The organism is Haloplanus natans DSM 17983 (assembly GCF_000427685.1).
Taxonomy (GTDB): domain Archaea; phylum Halobacteriota; class Halobacteria; order Halobacteriales; family Haloferacaceae; genus Haloplanus; species Haloplanus natans.
The window spans coordinates 476,827-496,760 of the sequence record NZ_KE386573.1; the positions used below are offsets into that span (position 1 = coordinate 476,827).

Annotated in this window: 23 protein-coding genes; 7 read left to right on the forward strand and 16 right to left on the reverse strand. The window is 71.7% G+C overall.

Going from position 1 to position 19,934, the window contains the following annotated elements; translation table 11 throughout:
- Positions 1-176: 176 nt before the first annotated feature.
- Positions 177-611 carry a hypothetical protein gene (locus HALNA_RS20485; protein WP_049935259.1) on the reverse strand — a complete coding sequence of 145 codons (435 nt, stop codon included), beginning with the start codon at positions 609-611 and terminating at the stop codon, positions 177-179.
- Here HALNA_RS20485 and HALNA_RS04855 point away from each other — a divergent pair.
- A complete protein-coding gene (locus HALNA_RS04855) occupies positions 599-1,300 on the forward strand; it encodes a hypothetical protein (RefSeq protein ID WP_049935261.1) in 702 nt (233 codons plus the stop codon). The two genes, HALNA_RS20485 and HALNA_RS04855, sit on opposite strands and share 13 nt — an antisense overlap.
- Here HALNA_RS04855 and HALNA_RS04860 read toward each other — a convergent pair.
- The 10 genes from HALNA_RS04860 to HALNA_RS04905 all read right to left on the reverse strand — a co-directional run bounded on the left by HALNA_RS04860 (position 1,290) and on the right by HALNA_RS04905 (position 10,393).
- On the reverse strand, positions 1,290-2,654 hold the full coding sequence (locus HALNA_RS04860) for a hypothetical protein (protein WP_049935262.1): 1,365 nt from the start codon (positions 2,652-2,654) through the stop codon (positions 1,290-1,292). The genes HALNA_RS04855 and HALNA_RS04860 overlap by 11 nt on opposite strands.
- 43 nt (positions 2,655-2,697) lie before the next feature.
- The gene (locus HALNA_RS04865; RefSeq protein WP_049935264.1) at positions 2,698-4,029 is read right to left on the reverse strand and encodes a hypothetical protein; all 1,332 of its coding nucleotides are present in this window, start codon (positions 4,027-4,029) and stop codon (positions 2,698-2,700) included.
- A gap of 72 nt (positions 4,030-4,101) precedes the next feature.
- Positions 4,102-4,767 carry a cob(I)yrinic acid a,c-diamide adenosyltransferase gene (locus HALNA_RS04870; RefSeq protein WP_049935265.1) on the reverse strand — a complete coding sequence of 222 codons (666 nt, stop codon included), beginning with the start codon at positions 4,765-4,767 and terminating at the stop codon, positions 4,102-4,104.
- Positions 4,768-4,793: 26 nt separating this feature from the next.
- Positions 4,794-5,480, reverse strand: a complete 687-nt coding sequence (locus HALNA_RS04875; RefSeq protein WP_049937967.1) for an adenosylcobinamide amidohydrolase — start codon at positions 5,478-5,480, stop codon at positions 4,794-4,796.
- Positions 5,481-5,485: 5 nt separating this feature from the next.
- Entirely contained in the window at positions 5,486-6,490 is a 1,005-nt protein-coding gene (locus tag HALNA_RS04880; RefSeq protein ID WP_049935266.1) for a threonine-phosphate decarboxylase, read from the reverse strand.
- The gene (locus tag HALNA_RS04885; RefSeq protein WP_049935268.1) at positions 6,480-7,511 is read right to left on the reverse strand and encodes a nicotinate-nucleotide--dimethylbenzimidazole phosphoribosyltransferase; all 1,032 of its coding nucleotides are present in this window, start codon (positions 7,509-7,511) and stop codon (positions 6,480-6,482) included. The genes HALNA_RS04880 and HALNA_RS04885 overlap by 11 nt, the downstream gene beginning before the upstream one ends.
- A complete protein-coding gene (locus tag HALNA_RS04890; protein WP_049937968.1) occupies positions 7,508-8,047 on the reverse strand; it encodes an NTP transferase domain-containing protein in 540 nt (179 codons plus the stop codon). The genes HALNA_RS04885 and HALNA_RS04890 overlap by 4 nt, the downstream gene beginning before the upstream one ends.
- On the reverse strand, positions 8,047-8,793 hold the full coding sequence (gene cobS, locus HALNA_RS04895) for an adenosylcobinamide-GDP ribazoletransferase (RefSeq protein WP_049935269.1): 747 nt from the start codon (positions 8,791-8,793) through the stop codon (positions 8,047-8,049). The genes HALNA_RS04890 and cobS overlap by 1 nt, the downstream gene beginning before the upstream one ends.
- Positions 8,787-9,776: a CobD/CbiB family cobalamin biosynthesis protein gene (locus HALNA_RS04900; protein ID WP_049935270.1), complete on the reverse strand. Its 990-nt coding sequence runs from the start codon at positions 9,774-9,776 to the stop codon at positions 8,787-8,789. Before HALNA_RS04900 ends, cobS begins: the two co-directional genes overlap by 7 nt.
- A complete protein-coding gene (locus tag HALNA_RS04905; RefSeq protein WP_049935272.1) occupies positions 9,767-10,393 on the reverse strand; it encodes an HAD family hydrolase in 627 nt (208 codons plus the stop codon). Before HALNA_RS04905 ends, HALNA_RS04900 begins: the two co-directional genes overlap by 10 nt.
- 139 nt (positions 10,394-10,532) lie before the next feature.
- Here HALNA_RS04905 and HALNA_RS04910 point away from each other — a divergent pair, with 139 nt between their 5' ends.
- The 4 genes from HALNA_RS04910 (at position 10,533) to ftsZ (ending at position 13,425) form a co-directional block, all read left to right on the forward strand.
- The gene (locus tag HALNA_RS04910; protein ID WP_245575997.1) at positions 10,533-11,261 is read left to right on the forward strand and encodes a hypothetical protein; all 729 of its coding nucleotides are present in this window, start codon (positions 10,533-10,535) and stop codon (positions 11,259-11,261) included.
- A gap of 92 nt (positions 11,262-11,353) precedes the next feature.
- Entirely contained in the window at positions 11,354-11,878 is a 525-nt protein-coding gene (locus HALNA_RS04915) for a double zinc ribbon domain-containing protein (protein ID WP_049935274.1), read from the forward strand.
- Between the two features lie 192 nt (positions 11,879-12,070).
- The gene (locus tag HALNA_RS04920; RefSeq protein ID WP_049935276.1) at positions 12,071-12,253 is read left to right on the forward strand and encodes a ribbon-helix-helix domain-containing protein; all 183 of its coding nucleotides are present in this window, start codon (positions 12,071-12,073) and stop codon (positions 12,251-12,253) included.
- A gap of 2 nt (positions 12,254-12,255) precedes the next feature.
- Positions 12,256-13,425, forward strand: a complete 1,170-nt coding sequence (gene ftsZ, locus HALNA_RS04925; protein WP_049935277.1) for a cell division protein FtsZ — start codon at positions 12,256-12,258, stop codon at positions 13,423-13,425.
- Positions 13,426-13,470: 45 nt separating this feature from the next.
- Here ftsZ and ncsA read toward each other — a convergent pair whose 3' ends face one another.
- Complete coding sequence (ncsA, locus tag HALNA_RS04930) at positions 13,471-14,436, reverse strand: tRNA 2-thiolation protein NcsA (protein ID WP_049935278.1); 966 nt, start codon at positions 14,434-14,436, stop codon at positions 13,471-13,473.
- A gap of 78 nt (positions 14,437-14,514) precedes the next feature.
- On the opposite strand from ncsA, the gene HALNA_RS04935 reads away from it, so the two are divergent.
- Entirely contained in the window at positions 14,515-15,174 is a 660-nt protein-coding gene (locus tag HALNA_RS04935; protein ID WP_049935279.1) for a DUF7095 family protein, read from the forward strand.
- Between the two features lie 226 nt (positions 15,175-15,400).
- Here HALNA_RS04935 and HALNA_RS04940 read toward each other — a convergent pair whose 3' ends face one another.
- From HALNA_RS04940 to HALNA_RS04950, 3 genes are read right to left on the reverse strand one after another with little or no spacing between them, the layout of a single operon-like run.
- A complete protein-coding gene (locus HALNA_RS04940) occupies positions 15,401-16,216 on the reverse strand; it encodes a class I SAM-dependent methyltransferase (RefSeq protein ID WP_049935280.1) in 816 nt (271 codons plus the stop codon).
- A gap of 29 nt (positions 16,217-16,245) precedes the next feature.
- The gene (locus HALNA_RS04945; protein ID WP_049935281.1) at positions 16,246-17,502 is read right to left on the reverse strand and encodes an endonuclease/exonuclease/phosphatase family protein; all 1,257 of its coding nucleotides are present in this window, start codon (positions 17,500-17,502) and stop codon (positions 16,246-16,248) included.
- 39 nt (positions 17,503-17,541) lie between these two features.
- On the reverse strand, positions 17,542-18,372 hold the full coding sequence (locus HALNA_RS04950) for a deoxyribonuclease IV (RefSeq protein ID WP_049935282.1): 831 nt from the start codon (positions 18,370-18,372) through the stop codon (positions 17,542-17,544).
- A gap of 137 nt (positions 18,373-18,509) precedes the next feature.
- On the opposite strand from HALNA_RS04950, the gene HALNA_RS04955 reads away from it, so the two are divergent.
- Positions 18,510-19,037: a redoxin domain-containing protein gene (locus HALNA_RS04955; RefSeq protein ID WP_049935283.1), complete on the forward strand. Its 528-nt coding sequence runs from the start codon at positions 18,510-18,512 to the stop codon at positions 19,035-19,037.
- Here HALNA_RS04955 and HALNA_RS04960 read toward each other — a convergent pair.
- On the reverse strand, positions 19,034-19,867 hold the full coding sequence (locus HALNA_RS04960) for a lipoate--protein ligase family protein (protein WP_049935285.1): 834 nt from the start codon (positions 19,865-19,867) through the stop codon (positions 19,034-19,036). The two genes, HALNA_RS04955 and HALNA_RS04960, sit on opposite strands and share 4 nt — an antisense overlap.
- Positions 19,868-19,934: the final 67 nt, after the last annotated feature.

Consider the following 19,934-nt stretch of genomic DNA (forward strand, 5'->3'; position numbering starts at 1 on the left):
CTGCGGGTTCGGCCCGCAGGGACGCGGGACTGGCGCCGACTCGTCGTCGCGCCCGTCGACCGACCGCCGACCGACGCCGACGGCGTGGTCGTGCCGACGCTCGTCATCGACGCCGACGGAGCCGGTACCGGGGAGCCGACCGTCGTCGACGCCGCCGCCCTCCTGGAACTGCTGCGCTACGCCGTCGACGACGCGGCCCGTACGCGCCTGTTCCGGGACTTCTTCGACTGCGAGCCGGACGCCTTCGAGGGGCCGGCGGCCGTCGACGCCGTCGAGACGGGGACGGCCGAGCCACAGACCGACGCGCCGCCCGAGTCGACGGCCGATCCACGGGCTGATGCCTCGGTCGCCAGCGACCCCTCGCTCCGATTCGGGCGCCGACTCGTCGTCGCCGTCGCTATCCTGTCCGTGGTCGGCATCGTCGCCGTCGTGGTCGGACCGACGCTCGCGCCGACCGGTGAGGACGCCGTGGCCGGCGCGGACGCGACGACCGACACCCCCGACGACGCGGGGTCCGAGGCGCCGGCCACCGACCGCGCCGTCCCGTCGACACACGCCGGCGTGGTGGCGGTCGACGGCCCGTTGCCGCCCGGCGTCGATGCGACGGGCATCACGAATCACGAACGCCTCGGCGCTGGCCGACGCCCACGAAGCGGCGCTCGACGGGCGTTCGTACCGGCTCTCGGTCGTCGCCCGCGAGTTCGTCGGCGGGCGGCCGACCGCATTCGCGTGGGAGCGGGCGGTCGTCGAGGGGCCGACCCGGTATCGCTCGGACGTGTCCGTGATCGGGACGTTCCGGCAGCAGCCGCGGGCCATCGGCACCACCTCGGCGTACGCCGACGGCACGATGCGGTTCGTCCGGCTGACTACCGCCACCGAGGCCGACGGGACGATCAGGTTCACCGAGCGCGGCCCCGAGTCCGGAACGGCGGATGGTCCGGGCTGGCGAAGCGTCGCCGTCGACCCCGCGGTCGATCCGTTCGCGAACCGCACCGCGACGCATCTCCGGGGCGTGCTCGACGTCGACGACGCGGCCGTCGTCGGCTCGTTCGAACGCGAGGGGACGACCTACGTCTGGATCGACCTCCGCCGCCGGCCGCCGGGGGGCACCGACGCGATAGACAGCATCCTCGTCGACGAGCGCGGCCTCGTCCACGAGATTCGTCACGAGTACGCCTACCTCCCGCCCGAAGCGTCGACGGTCCGCACCGTCGTCACGGTCCGGATCGAACCCACGAACGTGACCGCGTCGCCGCCGCCGTGGCTCGACGCGGGGGAGTCCCCGCCGGTCAGGAGGTGACGCGGGCCGGCGCCCGCCCGTCGGCGGTGGTGTTCGTCGCCGCCATCCACGCCGGCCGCGTCACGGTCACGGGGCCGGGGACGATCCGAATCGTCACCTCGATCCGGACGCCCGGCTCTATCGCGGGCGTGTACGACCGGTGGAGTTCGCGCACCAGCCCCGTCTCGTCGACGCGCGCCCATCCCGTCACGTTCCGTGATTCGGGCCACGGGTCGCCCTCGAAGGCGACGCGGTACGTCGTCGTCTCGTTGCGTTCCGTCCGCCCGACGATCCGGGTCTCGTTGGCGCTGAGATACCACTGGATGGTTCGTTCGGTCCGGTCGACGAAGCTCACGGCCTCGGCCGACGAGCCGAGGGTCGACCGAACCGCCATCCGCCTCCGCACGCCGTTGCCCGTCCGGATGTAGCCAACCGAGCCGTTCGCGTACATCGACCCCGACGCGACGACGGTCTCCTCGTGGCCGAGCGAGCCGAGGCGCCGCACGCGCGACCGGTAGCGATCCGGCGACGCGACGAGCGCTCGCTCGTGGGCGACGCCCCGCAGTTCACCGTCCTCGAACTCCCGGTACGTGACCGTGAGGCGGTACGATCGGTTCGACAGCGTGGCCTCGTGGGCGTTCGCGAGCGCCGCCGCGTTCGTGACGCCCGTCTCGTCGATGCCCCGCGGGAACGCGGCCGCCGACTCGTCGGTCGCCGTTTCGGTCCCGTTCCCCCCGAAGAGGGCCGCCGGCGAACCGATGTCGACGCCGCTCGATCCCGTCGCGGTCACGACGCCGCCGAGGGCGAGCGAGAGCGCCAGGCCGACCACCGCGACGCGGCCGAGCCACTCCGACCGATCGCCGTCCGGCCCCGACTTCCCCACTCCGTCGTCGCTCGCCGGCGCGACCGGCCGGGGCGACGCCCCGTCCCGCCCCTCCGCTGCGCCCGAGTCGTCGTTTCGGTCCTCGTCGAGTCCGTCCGTGTTCGCCGCCCTCCGCCCCGTCGTGTCCGGGCCGTCGCCTCCACACTCCTCGGCGGCCCCGAACGATCCCGGATCGCGGTCGAAAACGTCCCGGCAGAGGCGCGTCCGCTCGGTCGTCGGGAGGGCGTACGCCACCAACTCGTGGAGCGTCGCGGCGTCGACGAGGCGGTCCGCGTCCGACGGGGCCGTCGTCCCGTCCCCACCGACCCGGACGACGAGGCGTCGCGGCCGGTCGGCGCCGGGTGGCGTCGCCAGCAGATCGGCGGTGTCGTCGGCATCGCGTTCGACCGTCCACCCGCGCGCGTCGTACACCGCCGCGGTGAACGCTATCGCCGTCTCGCGATCCAGCGTCGCGAGGTGGGCCCGGAACGCCGTCCCCGGCACCGAAGTCATACCCGTTCCTACGCCTTGACGCGCAAAACGTTTCTGCCGCGGCTCACGGCGCGTCGTCGAGCCACGGCGGCGGCGACGCGGAGACGTTTCCGGGCGCGAGACGCATCGTGACGACGACCCGAACCGGCGGGCCGTCGGACGGTCGGTAGACGTACTCGTGGTGGAGTTCGTGGACGAGTCCGTGCTCGTCGACGAGGAGGCTCCCGGTCGTCTCGGCGCCCGCACTCTCGTCGCGGCTGACGGCGATCCAGAAACGCGTCGTGCCGTTGCGCTCGAAGGCGCCGACGACCCTCGTGTCGCTTCCCCTCAACACTCCCCGGAGATATCGCTCGCTCCGACTGGCGACCCGGTCTTCCGGCCGGAGTTCGGTTTCGACCGCCGTCCCCGCCTCGCCGGCCAGACGGACGTACCGCACCTGCCCGTTGGCGAACGCCGAGGTGTTGCCGACGGCCCGCGGGTCCTGCCGGACGGTCCCGACCCACCGCAGGTCCGTGCGGTAGCGGGTGGCGTTCTCGACGACCGTCCGCTCCGCGACGAAGCCAGTCGGCGCGCCGTCGACGAACTCGCGGTGGTGGACGGTCAGGCGGTACGAGCGCCCGTCGAGCGCCGCTTCGTGGGCGTCGGCCAGCGCCGAGGCGTTCGCGATACCCACGGCGGTGACGCCCGGTGGCCGCGGCTCGGGTGCCGACGACACCGCGATCACGCCCGGGCGAGCGGGCTCGTCGTCGTCTGTCGCGTTCCATCCGGTGTCGAGACGACGCGTCGCCGCTTCCGCGGCCGAGTAGTCGCTGGGCGTGCTGTTCGTGTCGTCCGCACCGTCCACCTCGCTCCCGTCCATCCCCGACGACGTGAGCGCCGGGCCGGTCGCGGCGACGATGGCGACGACGAGGACGATTGCCAGTCCGGCGGCGAACGCGCGGCGCGCCGGGACCCCGCCCTCGTCGTTTCCCGACTCCCTCTCCGGCGGGTCGTCGGCCGTCCGCGTCGCTTCCCCGTCGGCGCCGGCGTCGCTCGATGCGTCCGCCGTCGACGGCGGGTCGAAGTCGTCGGGGTCGGCGCCGAGGAAATCCCGGAACAGCCGCTCCCGGGCCGTCGAGTCGAGGGCGTACCACGCCATCCGGCCGACGTCGTCGGCATCGAGGCTCGTCACCTCGCCTTCGTGCCTGACGGCGACGGCGACGGCGTCGTCGCAACTGACCGCGAGCCGTCGCGGCCGGTCGGCCCCGGGCGGCGTGGCCAGCAGGTCGGCGGCGTCGCCCTCGCGCTCGACCGTCCACCCGCGAGCCGCGTACACCGCCGCGACGAACTCCGTCAGCGCCGCGGCGTCGAGGCCGGAGAGGCAGTCACGGACCGTCTCGCCGGGGGTGTGCGTCATACTCGGCGCTAGGGAGCAGTCGGCAAAACCCTTGGCCCGACCGGCCGTTGGCCCGCGAGTGTCGGGACGGTGTCAGAACTCGGTCCCCTTCCGCGCCCGCTGTCCCGCGTCGATCGGATGTCGCTCCTTTCGGACCTCGCTCACCAGGTCGGCACGGTCGGCGAGGTAGTCCGGGTGGTCGTGGCCACCGGTACAGACGAGTTCCAGCCCCTCGGGTTTCGACTCCACGAGCCCGACCACGTCGTCGGGGTCGACGAGCCCGCGGTTGGCGGCGTACAGGATTTCGTCGAGGATCAACATGTGGACGCCGTTCGCGGGGTCGCCGTCGAGGGGAAGCGGTGCCGAGAGGTCCACGTCCCGTGCCCCGTCGATCAGGTCGCGGGCGCGTTCCAGGCCGCCCCGGGCCTTCGCCGCGTGGTCGGCGTCGTCGCTCCCGTCGGCGAAGCCGTGCCAGCCGTAGTGGCCGCTGTGTTCGTAGCTGAAGCCGTCGACCTGCGTGATGGCCGCGTACTCGCCGCGCACGTCTTCGACGCTCGCCGCGCCGCCTTTCATAAACTGCAGGCAGTGCACCCGGTAGCCGTGGCCGGCGGCGCGAAAGCCCATGCCGAGGGCGGCAGTGGTCTTGCCCTTCCCGTCCCCCCACCACACCTGTACGCGGCCGAACTCGGCCGGTGCCTGCGGGGCGGGCGCCCCGTCGTCGTCGACCGGGGATCGTCGCGGCTCGCTATCCTCGCTCATACCCCTGCTTCGGCCCGGCGCGGGCTTCAAGGGTCCGATGTGGGAAGCCGTGTCACCGCCGCTCGTTCGTCGGTGACGACGCCCGCCTCGGCGGCGTACTCGCCGTCGGGGTGTCGCGAGCGGAGGCTGGCGGCGACGGCGTCGCGGACGCAGGCGCGGGCGGCCCCGCCGACGGCCGTCGCGCTCCCCGAAAAGCGGGCGGGGTCGCCCGCGGGGTCACAGGCGGCGACGACGGCGTCCGTCGTCGTCCCGGGGATGCCGGCGAGTTCGAGCAGGGTCGCCGCCTTCGCCTCGGCCGCGACGGTCAGGAGGTTCGGGAGCGCTCCGGGCGCGAGCGAGCGGGTGGTGCCCACGACGACGTTGACGGTGCCGGCGTGATGCCCGCCGTCCGTCCGCGCCGCCGCGTCGACCGGGAGGGCGGCGGGATTCGACACGCCAGCCGTGGCGACGGCTTCGACGGGGCCGAGTCGCGCCCGGCGGGCGTGCCGCTGGGCGACGCCGGTCAGGAGCGCGGGGCCGTCGGCGGAAAAACCCGCGGCGTCGAGCCGTTCGGCGACGTAGGCGTCGAGGTCGGTCCGCGTCCAGCCCTCGGGGACGGTGCAGTTGTAGGCCGCGGGGGCGCGACCGTCGCCGCCCGCGTACCCGGTCGAGAGCCAGCGCGTGCCGGTGCGGGCGAGGCGACAGACGCCGTCCCTGACCGTCGCGTCGAACACGGCGGTCACAGCAGGGCGTCGAGCAGCCGGTCGTTCTCGTGACGGCGACGGATGGCGACGCGGATGTGGGCGTCGAGGGAGCGGAACGTCGTCGCGTCGCGGACGACGATGCCGTCGCGTCGGGCTTCGTCGATCACGTCGCTCACCGACCGATCGTGGACGCCGAGGAGGAGAAACGGTGCCTCGGAGGGGTACACCTCGAACGAGTCGCGCAGGCGGTCGGCGACGCGGGCGCGTTCCGTGCGCACCCGGTCGCGCGTCTCGGCGACGAACTTCGTCTGCCGCAGACAGTAGGCGCCCACGTCGGCCGCGGGCGTCGAGAGTCCCCACGCCGGCCGGGCGACTTCGAGGCGTTCGTGCAGACCGCCCGTCGCGACGGCCAGTCCCATCCGAAGACCCGGCAGCCCGAACACCTTGGTCAGCGACCGCACGACGACGACGCCGGGTTCGCCCGCGAGCGTTCGGTAGTCGGTGAAATCGAGGAACGCCTCGTCGACGATCAGGGTCGTTTCGGCGCGTCGGCACTCCTGGGCGTAGGCCACGAGGTCCGCGCGGCGATAGCCGACTCCGGTCGGGTTGTTCGGGTTGCAGACGACGACGACGTCGTACGGCGCCGGGTCGGTTTCCAGGATGCGGTCGTGGGCGACGAAGTTCGGCGTGGCGCCCTGTAGCCGTACCTCGCGGTCGTACTCGCCGAACCCCGGTTCGGGGAGGAGGGCGTCGTCGCCGGTGTCGAGCGTCACGCCGAAGGCGAGTCGGAGCGCCTCGATGCCGCCGGCCGTGGGTACGACGTTCAGCGGTTCACAGCCCAGATACTCCCCCGCCGCGGTCCGATACTCGCAGTAGTCGTCCTCCGGATACCGCGTCGCGGCGGCGTACGCCGATTCGTAGACGCTCACCACCCCCTGCGGTCGTTCCGGATTGGTGTTGGCGCTGAAGTCCAACAGGGTTGCGTCCGACGCCCCCCCATGTGGCACGCGTGTCACGTCGGCCACGGCGTCAGGGTCCATACGAATCGTTCACACGCTCCACAACCTCAAGCGTTCCGTCCGCGACGGCGCCGAGCGACCCCGACCGATCCGCCAGATAGAGCGCGCCGCCCATGCCCGCCCCCTCCTTCGCCTCGCCCGCCGCGTAGCGGGCGAGGGGGTCGTCCCGCCCCGCAAAGCCGGGATCGGTGACGACGAGTTCGCAGTCGAGGCCGGCCGCGGCCGCCCTCAGATCGGTTTCGGCGGCGACGTACGTCGTCGTGGCGACGGTCAACGGGTCCGCGACACCCGCGTGTCGGACCAGCGCGGCGGCGGCGAGCATCTGCGTCCCGCCGCCGAGGACCACGTCGGTCCCCGACTCCAGCGCCCCGGCGACGAGGCCGGCGACGACGGCGAGTGTCGGGTCACCGAGAAAGCGCACGGCGAGTTTCGGGCGGTAGGCGGCGTCGCCCGGGTCGAGGTCGCTCGCCGCGAACCCGTCGTCGACCACCCGCCGTTTCAGGTCGCGCGGGTTCTCCGGGAGCGACGAGGAGACGGGAACGGTGACGGCGTCGCCGTCTTCCCGAGGCGCCCGTGGCGCCTCGCCGACCCCGAGCGCCCGGCAGACGCCGAGTGCCGTCGTAGTGCCGCCGGGAATCGTCTCCCCGATCACGAGTTCGTCGTCGGGGAGCGCGTGTCCCAGTTCGCGGGCGGCGACCCAGGCACCCGGCGCGGTCGGCACCGGATCGGCTTCCCGTACGTCCCGGCCGGGCTTTGCGCCCACGTCGACGGTCGGCGCGCCGGTCGGTTCGGCGAGGCCGGCGTCGACGACGAGCGTCTCGAACCCCACCTGCTCGCGGACGGCGCGCGTGACGGCCGCGGGCGTCGGACAGCCCGTCGGGCTCACGGGGACGGCGGGCGCGCGAACGAGGTGGCCGTACTCGATCAGTTCGGCGTCGGCGCTCGGGGTGTGTGCCACCAGGGCGGGGTCGGCGCCCGCGGCGCTGATCCCCTCGATCCGCGCCGTCTCCGTCGTCCCCGCGACGAGGACGAACCTGGTCACGACAGCGCCTCCGCAACCCACAGATCCCGCGGTCGGTTCACGTTCACGGCGAGTCGCGTGTCGTCGCTGACGTATATGTCGTCGTCGGTTCCGGCGACGACGTTGACGCCGGTGGGGGCGAGCGAGCCGTCCCCGACGGTCGAATCGACGCTCGCGCCCAGTCTGCGCTTTAGGGCGACGGGGACGGCGACGGTGAGCGATCCCTCGGCGTCGGCCGCCGCGTCGAGGACGCGGTTCACGGTGCCGGGCGTGAGCAGGGGGAGGTCGGCGGCGACGGTCAGCGCCGGACGGCCGACCCGCTCCAGCGCCGCGGTCAGGTCGGCCACGTACCCCTCCCCGGGCGTCTCGAAGACGGTCACGGCCGACGGGTCGAGGTGCGCGCGCGTCCTCGGTGTATGCGGCGAGACGGCGGCGTAGACGTCGTCGCCGCGGCTCGCGAGGAGGGCCTCACACACCCGGTCGACCATCGCCGTCCCGGTCACCTCGACCAGCGGCTTTTCGCTCCGTCCCAGCCGCGTCCCCCGCCCGCCACACATCACCAGAGCGTCCACGCGACCACCCCCGCGTGGAGCGCGACGACGCGGGCGAGTTCGTTCGCGGCGCCGAGCGCGTCGCCGGTGACGCCGCCGAGGTGGGCCGTCGCCCAGCGGCCGACGGGGAGCGCGACGGCCGGGCCGGCCAGGAGCGTGACGACGAGCGCCGGCGTGGCCCCGGCCGGCGCGAGGAGCGCGGCGGGGGCGGCGGCGACGACGACTGGCAGGAGGGCGGCGCCGTTGGACTCGCCGACGACGGCCGAGCCGAGGCCCTCGTGGCCCGGCGTCCCGAGGGCGGCGAGCGTCGCCATGCCGACTTTGGCGCTCACCTCGCTCGCGAGGATCAGTCGGGCGGCGATCCGGGGGCCGGCGCCGGCGACGCCGAGGGCGCCGAACGCGAGAGCGAGGAGGGCGAGGCCGACCACCAGGAGGCCGCCGACGCCGATCCGGGAGTCCTTCAGGGCCGAGCGCCGGTCGTCGGCCCCGTGGGCCGCCGCGGCGTCACCACAGTCCGCGAGGCCGTCGACGTGGGTGACGCCGGTGACGAGATAGAGCGTCGCGAGATACAGGGCCGCCGCCGTCGAGACGGGGACGGGAAGGAGGAGGGGGAGCGCGGCGAGGCCGCCGACGACGTAGCCGGCGACGACGAACGCGGCGGGCGTCCGACGGAAGGCGTCCCAGCCCGCCTCGCCGCCGCCGACGGGCAGGCGCGTCAGGAAGGCGAGGGCGCCGCGGACGGCGGTCAACACAGGGCGATCACTCCCGCCAGCCCGAACGCGAGCCACCCGGCCCGCGAGACGACGGCGACACCCCGCGTCGCGTCGGCGGGCGTCGGCAGGGCGGGGCCGGCGTCGTCGGACTCCGTCAGACTGTCACCGGCTTCGTCGGTTACCCGAGGCGTCTCCGACGCCTCGCCGTCCGAGGACCGTCGGTCCTCGCTCAGGTCGTACGCGTCGGGTTTCGTCAGCCGAACGTCCAACGCGACGGCGAGTGTCGCCATCGGCCACCCGGCGTTGGGCGAGGCGGGGCGGCGGGCGAGCGGCCGCGCGCGCCGGAGCGCACCGGGACGGCCGGCGACGACGGAGAGTAAGACGGCGCTTGCGCGTGCGGGGAGGAACATGACGGCGTCGTCGAGGCGGGCGGGCGCCCAGCCCATCGGCACCGAGCGGTAGCCGAAGGTCGAATCCAGGGTGTTGACCGCCTTGACCCACGCGGCGGCACCCGCGGCCGCGGGCAGCGAGAACGGCGCGAGAAGGGCGAAGCCGGCCAGCGGTGCCACGAGGCCGTCGCTCAGGTTCTCGGCGGCGCTCTCGACGGCGGCGCTCCGCACCTCGCCGGCGGAGAGGGGCGCCGCGTCGCGCCCGGCCAGCGAGCGCAGGCGCGTCCGCGCCGCCGGGAGGTCCGACTCGCTCGCCGCGACGACGGCGCGCGCCTCGGCGACGAGCATCCGCCGGCTGGTCGAGACGAAGAGTACGAGGCCGGCGAGGGCGCCGCCGGCGAGCGGGTCGAGTCGGCTCCCGACCGCGACGACGCCTGCGACGGCGCCCGCGGCGAGGAGGGGGACGAGCAGCGCCGTCGCGACGCCCGCCAGCCGGGGACGGCGCCACGGCCGGTCGAGCGGCCCGAGCGCACGGCCGAGCCACGCGACGGGGTGGTAGCGAGCGGGCGGTTCGGCGACGAGTCGGTCGCCGAGCGCCGCGAGGGCGACGCTTCCCGCCGCGATCAGCGGCACGGTTCGCCTCCCAGCACGTCGTCGAGAGCCGACAAGGGAGTCTCACGCACGTCGACGAACCGCCCGCCGAGGGCCTTGATCCCGCCGTCGGCGTCGGGGTCGTCGCCGACGTGGATGAGGGCCGCGGAGTCGACGCCCAGTTCGGTCGCGAGCGTCTCGAACGGACGCGGGTGGGGTTTGCGGAAGCCGCAGGCGGCGCTGGTGACGACGGCGTCGAACGCGCCCCGGAGGTCGGCGCGGACGAGCGTCCGCGGGACGAGTTCGGGGACGCTACAGTTCGAACAGAGACCGACTGGGCCGCGTCGACGGGCAGCGTCGAGGGCGGCGTCGACGCCCGGTCGGCGGGACACGTCGGGGTCGAAGGCGGCGATCACGGCGCGTCTGACGGCGGTGTCTACCGCCTCGACGCCCCGGCTCCGGAGCGCGGCGGCGACGTGGGCGGGGAGGGGAATCTCGGCGGCCTCGGGAACGTCGAGGTGAGGGGTCCGGTAGGCGGACGCCCAGTCGTCGGGGACGGCGACACCCCGGTCGCGAAGCTCGGCGGCGACGGCGGCGGCCGGATCGTCGGGCATCGACGCCGTCACGAGCGTCCCGAAGAGGTCGAACGACACGGGCACGGTCTGCCGAAACCTCGGTGTCGAGCCACTTTAACTATCGCTGTCGCGGTCGCTGGCGCCGACGAACGACGACGTTTCCGACTCGCGGTCGGGGCCGGGGACGGGGAAGAGTTACGTCGCCGCCGGCAAACGTTCGGCCGTGACTGTCGTCCGGCTCCGTACGATGCGAACGCCCGCCGACGCCGCCGACTGGTATCTGGCCGGACGGGCGTACACCCGTCGCGTGGCCGACGGGATGGACTTCCCGGGCGCCGGCCGGATCGACGGCGAGGCGGTGGCGACGACGCTTCGCACCGATCCGGCGACGCTGTCGCGGCGCGAGGCCGAGTCGGTCGTCGGCGTCTTTCTCGGCGACGCCGTCTACTCCGAGCCGTTCTGTGAGTGGATGCCGCCGTGGTACGAACTGGCGGTGGTGCCGCTGGCCCGGGTCCTCGAACGGCGCCTCGGACGGCTCGCCCGCGAGGTAGCGACGGCGACGGGACTGACGACGACGGCGCCCCGGTTCCCGCGCCCGCGTGATACGTTCGTCGCGGGGGCGTCGCCACTCACCGGCGTCTCGGGCTTTCGCGAGCGGTTCGTCCTCGCCGCGGCGGTGACACACGTCGAGTGGTTCCGGCACGCGGCGACGGCCGACGGCGTCGACGTGCCCACGGGCTTCCTCGACCGGGCGCTCCGTGAGACGCTGTCGTACTACGCTGGCTCACGGCCGTCGCTCTCGCCCCGCGTCCGGCGGTTCCAGGCCCTCTGTTTCTCCGACGAGACGTGGGTTCGGGACGTGGACGCGGCGTACGGGCTGGATAGCTGGCTGTTCGCGCTGTGGGCGCGACTGCTCGGCGCGGAGCGCCGACGGCTGGCGTCGGCTGCGTAGCCACCACCACTCACCGCCGCGTCGGCCGTCCGACAGACAGGCGTCAGACACTCGCGAAGGTTTCAAATAACCGGCCTGCGTGTCTGTGAACGATGAGCAAGATCACGTTCCGCGCCGACGACGACCTCGTCGAGCGGTTAGAGGCGTTCGACGCCTCGAAAAGCGAGGTGATGCGCGAGGCGTTGCGCACCTACCTCGACGACGCGGAGCGTGAGGAGTCGCCGGGCGGCGGGTCGGACCGGCTCGAAGCGTTGCTCGCGGAGTACGCGTTTGCACCGCGCGAGCCGCCGGCGATCAACGTCAACGTCACGCTGGACGGCGATTCGACGGCCCAACCCGACGTGTCCGTCGACCGTGAGACCGACCCGGCGGCGCGTAAGACGGATCGTGAAACGCCGGACGACGCGTCGGACTCGCGGAACGCGGCCGGGCAGCGAAACGCGTGTTCCCAGTGTGGCGAGGAGATGTCTGCTGGCCACGTCTACTGCCCGAACTGCGGCGAGAAGTCCGCTCACCGGGTGTTTTGCGACTGTGGCGACGAACTCCGATCCGACTGGGCGTTCTGTCCGAGTTGTGGGCGACGGACACCCGCTGCCGACGTGCTCGACCGGCCGTAAGCGGTGTAAACGCCGTTTGTCTTACAACGGCCGTTAATTTTATAAGGTATTGGTCTCTTGGTACGTTCGCGTAAGACGGTCGTCTTACAGGGCCGCCGGCCGCGGGGTCGAACCCCCGTCGTCGTCCGGTTGACCCGTGTAAGACAGCACATCGGGGCGTCGCCCCATCCGTCTTACCGGGGGAATGCAACAATGGAGCGTGTGACACTACGAATTCCGAAGCAGCAGATCGAGGAGGTCGAACAGATGGTCGAGACGGGAGAGTTCCCGAACCGAAGCGAGGCCATCCGCTCGGCAGTCCGCGAGATGCTCAACGAACAGAGCGAGTCCCGTGACGACAACCGCAAGCGCAACCGCAGCTGGGCGAAGGTGTAACGATGCAGGGATTCGTCCAAGACGCCATCGAGCGTGAAGAGGCCGAACAGCGCGACGCCGACGACGACGACTCGTTCGGCGACCCGCGCATCGTCATCGTCGGCGCCGGCGGCGCCGGTAACAACACCGTCAACCGCCTGTACAACATTGGCGTCGACGGTGCCGAGACGGTCGCGATCAACACCGACAAACAGCACCTGAAGATGATCGAAGCCGACACGAAGATCCTCGTCGGCAAGTCGCTCACGCAGGGGCTCGGCGCCGGTGGCGACCCCTCGATGGGCGAGCGTGCGACCGAGATGGCCCAGGGGACGATCAAGGAAGTCCTCGGCGAGGCCGACCTCGTTTTCGTGACCGCCGGGATGGGCGGCGGTACCGGGACCGGTGCCGCGCCCGTCGTCTCCAAGATCGCCAAAGAGCAGGGCGCCATCGTCGTCGGCATGGTGTCGACGCCGTTCAACGTCGAGCGCGCCCGTACCGTCAAGGCCGAGGAAGGGCTCGAAAAGCTCCGCGGCGAAGCGGACTCGATCATCGTCCTCGACAACAACCGCCTGCTCGACTACGTGCCCAACCTGCCGATCGGCAAGGCGTTCTCCGTGATGGACCAGATCATCGCAGAGACCGTCAAGGGCATCAGTGAGACCATCACCCAGCCCTCGCTCATCAATCTGGACTACGCGGACATGTCCACGATCATGAACCAGGGCGGCGTCGCGGTGATGCTCGTCGGCGAGACTCAGGACAAAAACAAGTCCCAGGAGGTGGTGAGCGACGCGATGAACCACCCGCTCTTGGACGTGGACTACCGTGGGGCCTCCGGCGGGCTCGTCCACATCACGGGCGGCCCGGACCTCACGCTGAAAGAGGCCGAGGGTATCGCCAACAACATCACCGAACGACTGGAGGCAAGCGCCAACGTCATCTGGGGCGCGCGCATCCAGGAGGAGTACAAGGGCAAGGTGCGGGTCATGGCCATCATGACCGGCGTTCAGAGCGCACAGGTCCTCGGCCCGTCGACGCAGCGGCAAGCCGAAAAATCTCGTCGGAGCCTCAACGGCGAGGACGTTTCGGAATTCGAAGCCACCGACAACGTCGGGCAGGATCAGGCGTCCTGGTCCGACGGCGGCCGCGAACAGGTCGAGAAGCGTAACGGCATCGACGTGATTCGGTAGGCCACGGACGGCTCTCAGAGCACCTATTTTCGGGCCGCGCGTGTCTTACACCGCCTCGATAGAGGCGACGAGTCGACACTTCCGGCAGATGCGCCCGCCCGTGCTCGATCCACAGCGGTCGCACTCGCCCAGATCGCTCGATCCATCCTCGCGGTACCGCTGTGCCGCGAGTTCGGCGAGTTCCTCGTAGCCCGCCATGATCGAGTGCCGGGTTCCCGGGTGGGCCTCCTCCATCCCGAGGAGGAGTTCCTGTATCTCCCCGCGGTAGGCCTCGCTCGCGTGTGGACACTCCGTGATGTGGGCCGGCAGGTCCGCGAGGTGGGCGTACAGCGCCACCTCCTTCTCCGGCACGTCGCGCAGGGGTTTGGCTCGTGGAACGAACTGCGAGCTCTCGGCCCGCCGGTCGAACGGCCCGAGGCTGGCGTCGAAATGCTTGGCGATCTGTTTCAGGTCGCCCTCGAAGAAGTTCATCAGCGCCGTCTGGGCCTCGTCGTCGAGATTGTGGCCCGTGAGGAGTTTGTCGGCGTCGAGTTCGTCGGCGTAGGATTCGAGCAGATCACGCCGGAACACGCCGCAGTACGCACAGGCCGCCATGTTTTCGGGATCTTTCTCGACCACGTCGTCCATCCGAACGCCGAGTTCGTCCGCGTACGACACCACCTCGTGTCGGAGGCCGCGGTCGGCGGTCAGCGCCCGAGAAGCGTCGAGGCTCTCGTCGCGGTAGCCCTCGATTCCCTCGTGGATCGAGAGGGCAACGAGGTCGACGCGGGGATCACGGCCGAACGTCTCGTCGAGGATGTGGGTGAGGACGACGCTGTCCTTGCCGCCCGAGAGGCCGATCACCCACGTCTGTGGGTTCTCGGGCGAGGCGTCCGCGGGCAGGAGACCGTCCTCGCGAACCCGGCGACGCACCCGCTTCTCGACCGACGCGCGGACGTGGTCGTCACAGAGGTGGGCGCCGGAGTAGGCGGCGTGCATCACCGCCTCGCGACCACATTTGTCGCAGTCCATCGGCGCCCCCTTGCCGGGCGGGCCGTATCACGGTTTCGTTGGACAACCGTTTTGCGCGCCGGCGCGTAAGGGCGGGTGATGGACAGAGCTGTCGCGCTGGACCGGGTCGCCGACATCGTCGATCTGGTCGATCGGGCCGCCACCGACGACGCCCTCCTCCCCGTCCCCGTCCGGGAGGTGTGGGTGTACGGCGACGTGGCCCTCGGACTCGATCCGATCGACCGCCTCGATGTGTACGTCACGAAGGATCTCCTCATGCGCGGTGACGACGACCGTTCGGCCGCGTTCGAGGAGCGCTACGGCGTCGCCGGCGTCGGCAAGACGGTCGACGCCGACTGGGCCGAGACCTATCCGGATAGCGTCCGCGCGAACGACAACGGCCACGCGGCGCCCGAACGCTGTCTCGCCGCTCATCTGATTGCCGACGACGAACCGATCCACCTCGAGGTGTGCAACGCCTCCTTCTCGGACAACGTCACCCAGCGGCTTCGGGGGGCGATGGCTCGCGACGCGTACGAGGAGATTCTCGACCCTCGCGGCGTCTGCCTCTACGCCGACGGCCGACGCGACGACGACGCGATGGCGAAACTCCGCGGCGGCGAACTCGCCTTCCCGACCCTCTCCGGTGCCTTGGAGATGCTGGGTCTCGACGAGGACGAGGCGGCCGAGGCGGCCGCGGTGATGCGCGAACGTCGCGCCGAGGCGACGGGCCGGACGGTCCGGGGCGACGTGGTTTGACATCCTCCCCGCGCTAAAGCCCAGGGCTCTCTCCTTGGACTTCGTAAGACGCTCCGCCGACGGTCACTGCTGGCGACTCGGCGGCCCGTCGTGACGACCCGTCGACAGTCGGGTTCGTCGACCCGTGCGGACGAACCGGTGACGCCGGGAACGCACACGAGGCGGTGGCTCGCACGGCCGCGACGCGCCCCGTGATGACGGTCAGACACGGGTGCTGGCCACGTTCCTACTCGAACTCCCGTTCCACTGGCACCCGTCCGACCGTCACGTCGAACGGTACCACCTCGGCCCGGCGATACGTCTCCGCCCGCATCGCTGCGACCACCTCGCGGCCCATCTCACGCCACGCGGCCCGCAGGTCGTCGTACTCCTCGCCCACCGCGCGACGGAGTTCGGTCTCGTGGTCGGCCAGCCCCGCCCCCGTTGCCTTCCGGGTCGCGTCCTGCAGGTCGGCCTCGTCGTACGGCGGTTCGATCACCTTCCGGTGGTAGTGCCGCCGTGTCCGCACGTCGACGAGGCCGGCGGCCTCGAACGCCTCGACGACGCGGTCGCCCATCGCCACGTCGGTGTTCACGCCGTCGAGATACGCCTCGCGAACCCGGCGTTCGAGGGCGACTTCGCGCTCCACCGTCGACTCGACGGCCACGTCGCCGTTGTCGGGTTCGACGGCGGCGACGGCGTCGCTCGCGACGCGGCGAAACTCCCGGAGCGCCGCGACCGGATCGGGCAGGTTCACCAAGAGCGCCTGACACGTCACGAGGTCGACGCCGCCGTCGCGGACGGGCAGTCCCAGCGCGTCGCTCGCGACGACCGGCCGCCCCGTTTCCTCGCGGGCGACCCGCAGGAGCGACGGGTCGGCGTCGACGCCGACCACCTCGCAGTCGCCGGCCTCCGCGGCGAGCACCCGCGTCAACTCGCCCGTCCCACAGCCCACGTCGAGGATGCGCTCCCGGGACGGCAAGTCGAGGTCGTCGAGCGCCTCGCGTGACGACCACAGGCCCGCCCGCGTCCGCCGGAGGTAGTCGGCCGAGAAGTTGCGCACGGGAGTCGTACCGCGCCGGGCATCAAAAATCAGTCGTCCTCGACCAGTCGCCGGGCGGCGAGGGCGACTGTGACGACCGAGGCGACGCCGGCGCCGACGCCGAAGCCGGGTACCCGGACGCTGGTGTCGTCGTCGACGCGGACCGACACGCCGTCGGACGCGGTGGGCGACGGCTCGGGCGTTCCCGTCGGTGTCGGCGTCGCCGTTTCGGTCGCCGTTTGCGTCGCCGTTTCGGCCGCTCCCGGCGTCAGCGTCGCCACCACGCCCGCGTGGTCCGACGGCCAGAGTCGGTCGTCGTCGACCGCGATGCGATCTTCCGATTCGGCGCCGACCCGCGTCGCGTCCGTCGTCCCCAGGCCGCCACGGACGAGGACGTGGTCGATCCGCGCCGTGAGCGACGGGGCGTCGTTCCGGAGCCCCGCCGCGTGACAGCAGGTGTTGCCGACGCCCGTCGCGGCGTCGCGAAAAGGGCCCGTGAGGTGGTCGTAGGCGCCCCGCGAACCGCCGGGGCCGCTGTTGAGGTCGCCGACGAGGGCGACCGGGTCGGCGCGCCCGCTCAGGAGGGTCTCGATTTCCCGTGCTTGCGCCAGACGCGTCCCGGCCGAGACGGATTCGAGGTGTGTATTACAGACGGTCAGGCGCGTCCCGCCGACCGACGCGTCCGAGACGAGGTAGCCGCGCTCGACCGCAATCGAGCGGTCGCCGTCCGAGAGCGAGACGGCGGCGTCGAACCGCCCCGTCGCCACCTCGCTCGTCGCCACCGACTCGTGGGCGAGCAACAGGTCGCGGTCGGTCAGGCGGACGGCGCGGCGCTCGCCGTCGACCGTCGCCGGCAGTTGGATGTCGGTGGTCGTCACCGCGTCGACGACGCGATAGGGGAGGCCGCGCTCGTCGAGTGCCGCCGTCAGCGTCTCCCGGAAGTCGTATCGAATCTCCGTGGCGGTTGGCGTCGTCCCGGCCGTCGGCTCGCCGGTCCGGATCAGCGCCACCTCCTGCAGTCCGATCAGGTCGGGGTCCGTCCGTTCGATTTCGGCCGCGATGGCGCCGAGGCGTTCGGGGACGTGACTCCGGTCGACCGTCCGGAGGAGGTCGCCCACGGCGGTGTCCACCGCCTCACTGCCCTCCGTCGCGGCGACGAGGAGTCGAAAGAGGTTCGCGCCGAGATAGCAGTTGCGCGTCGCGACGGTCACCGAGTCCGCCGCCTGCCCGTGCGCCCGGCCGGCACCGAGGCCGGCGCCGACGGTTCCCGCCCCGGCCGCGAGCACGTCGCGTCTCGTGAGTTGCATTCGTCGTTCGTACGGGGGGTCGCCCGAAAAGCGCCGTGGCTACTCCGCCGCCAGTTCGTGCACGCGGTCGATGTTCCACGCGAAGCTCTTGGCGTTTTCGGTCGGCGTCTCGAGGACGAACGGCCGGTCGCGCAGATCCGGGTGGGTGACGATCCGGCGCATGCCGTCGACGCCGATTTCGCCCTCGCCAATGTGGGCGTGTTCGTCCTTGTTCGTCCCACAGGCGTGTTTCGAGTCGTTGAGGTGGAGACAGTGGAGGTTGTCGAGGCCGATCACGTCGTCGAACTCGTCGACCGTCTCGTCGACGCCCGCGGCCGTCGAGAGGTCGTAGCCGGCCGCGAAGACGTGGGCGGTGTCGAGACAGACGCCGAGGTCGTGGGCCGATTCGGAAAGCACCGTCGCGAGGTGTTCGAAGTCGCCGCCGAGTTTCGTCCCGCTCCCCGCGTCGCTCTCGACGAGGACGGTCACGTCGTCGGGCACGTCGAGTTCGTCGAGGGCGCTCACGGCGTTGTCGAGGCCGCCGTCGACGCCGGCGCCCGTGTGTGCGCCGAGGTGGACGTTCACGTACTCGATGCCGAGTGTCGCCGCCGCGTCAACCTCGCGTTGCATACTGTCGACCGACTTCTCGCGCAGGTCCGCCTTCGGCGTACAGAGGTTGACGAGATACGAGGAGTGGATGACCCACGGGCCGTCCAGATGTTCGGCGGTGCCCTCGCGGAACGCCGCGGCCTCGTCGTCGCCGACGTTCGGGTCCTGCCACACCTGGGGGGAGTGGGTGAAGATCTGTCCGCAGTTGCCGCCGACCTCGCGCTGGTTGCCGACCGCGTTGTCGACGCCGCCAGCGACGGATACGTGTGCTCCAACTCGCATAGGGAGTGGTGGTGGTGAGCGTGGAAAGGCGTATCGAATCGGCGGGTGGATTGGATGCCGGGAGGGGTGTACGACCGCGTATCGAATACGATAGTCATAGGCTAACCGTTTTATCACCGCCGGCTAAAGGCCAGCATATGGACGGCCCGATAGCTCTCGGCGAGACGGTCCCGGCCGTGGACGCCACGCTCGTCCGCCCGGACGGGACGGCCGAGACCGTGGCACTCGGCGACTTGGTCGCGGATCGACCGGTGTTGCTCAGCTTCTATACGCTGGATTTCAGCCCCGACTGTATCGACGAGTGGTGTTCGTTCCGCGATTTCGACTGGTTTTCCAGCGGCGACCACGTCCAGGTCGTCGGCTGTAGCAAGTCGAGCGCCGGCCTCCACCGCCGGTTCATCGACTACCTCGGTCTGAACTTTCCCCTCTATGCCGACCCCGACCTCGACGTGTCCGACGCCTTCGGCGTCACCTACCGCACGCTCGGAATCACGCGTCGCTCGCGCCGGTCGTGTTTCCTGATCGACGGGGATCTGACCGTCCGCTACCGGTGGCTCGGCGAACACTGGCTCGACCCCACGCGAGACACGCCGCCGGTCCACGAGATTCACGAGGCTATCGTCGACGAACTCGACGTGGCCGGTCCGGATACGTTCGGCTTCTAACGGTCGTTCGGGTCGCGTCGCGTCCACTCGTCGGTCGCGTACGTCTCCGCCGCCCGGTCGCGTGCGCGGGTGAGTTCGTCGGCGGTCCACGTCCCCGCCTCGGCGTCGGCCCAGTCGGCGAGCGCCGCCTCCAGGTGCTCGACTGCCGTCTCACGGCCGATGTCGGCGTGATCCGCGATGCCCGTCACGCGATCCCGAAACGTCGCCGGCGTCACGTCGTCCGCGTCGGCGAAGACGGCGAGGTGGCGCTCCGGCCGGGTCGCGTACGTGAGCGACCCGTGCTGGACGACGGCGTCGGCCCGGCGGTGCTGGGCGTTGCCGCTCACCTTGCGCTCCGTCCCCCCGGACGCCACGACCACGTCGTGTGCCGGGTGGAGTTCCCGCAGGTAGCAGGCGGGCTGGTGGCGGGCGGGACGCCCCGTCTCGGCGAATCGCGCCGGCACACCCATCCGTTCGAAGGCGTCGAGGATCGGGGCACAGAGCCGGTGATACGACTCGACGAGGTCGCCGGGGAGTTCCTCCGCGGGCGCGACGACGGTGTAGGAGATGTCGCCGTGGGCGTCGTGGTAGATGCCGCCGCCGCCGGTCGGGCGCCGCGTGACGCCGACTTCCTCGCGCTCGCAGTGCTCCCAGTCGACGGTCGTGGGGTCCTGGTGGTAGCCCAGCGAGAGCGTGCTCGGCTCCCAGCGGTACACCCGGAGGGTCCGTGGCCCGCCCGCGGCGGCCGTCTCGGCCGCGATCTCGTCGAGCGCCATGTTCATCGGCCCCGACCACGACTCCTCGCGGATCAGCCGCCACTCGCGGTCGGCGAGCGGGTCGTCCCCGTCCATACCGACCGGTCGTCGCCCGACGGCAAATGGGTTTCGCGGGCGTCTGCATATTTAACCCCACCACCAC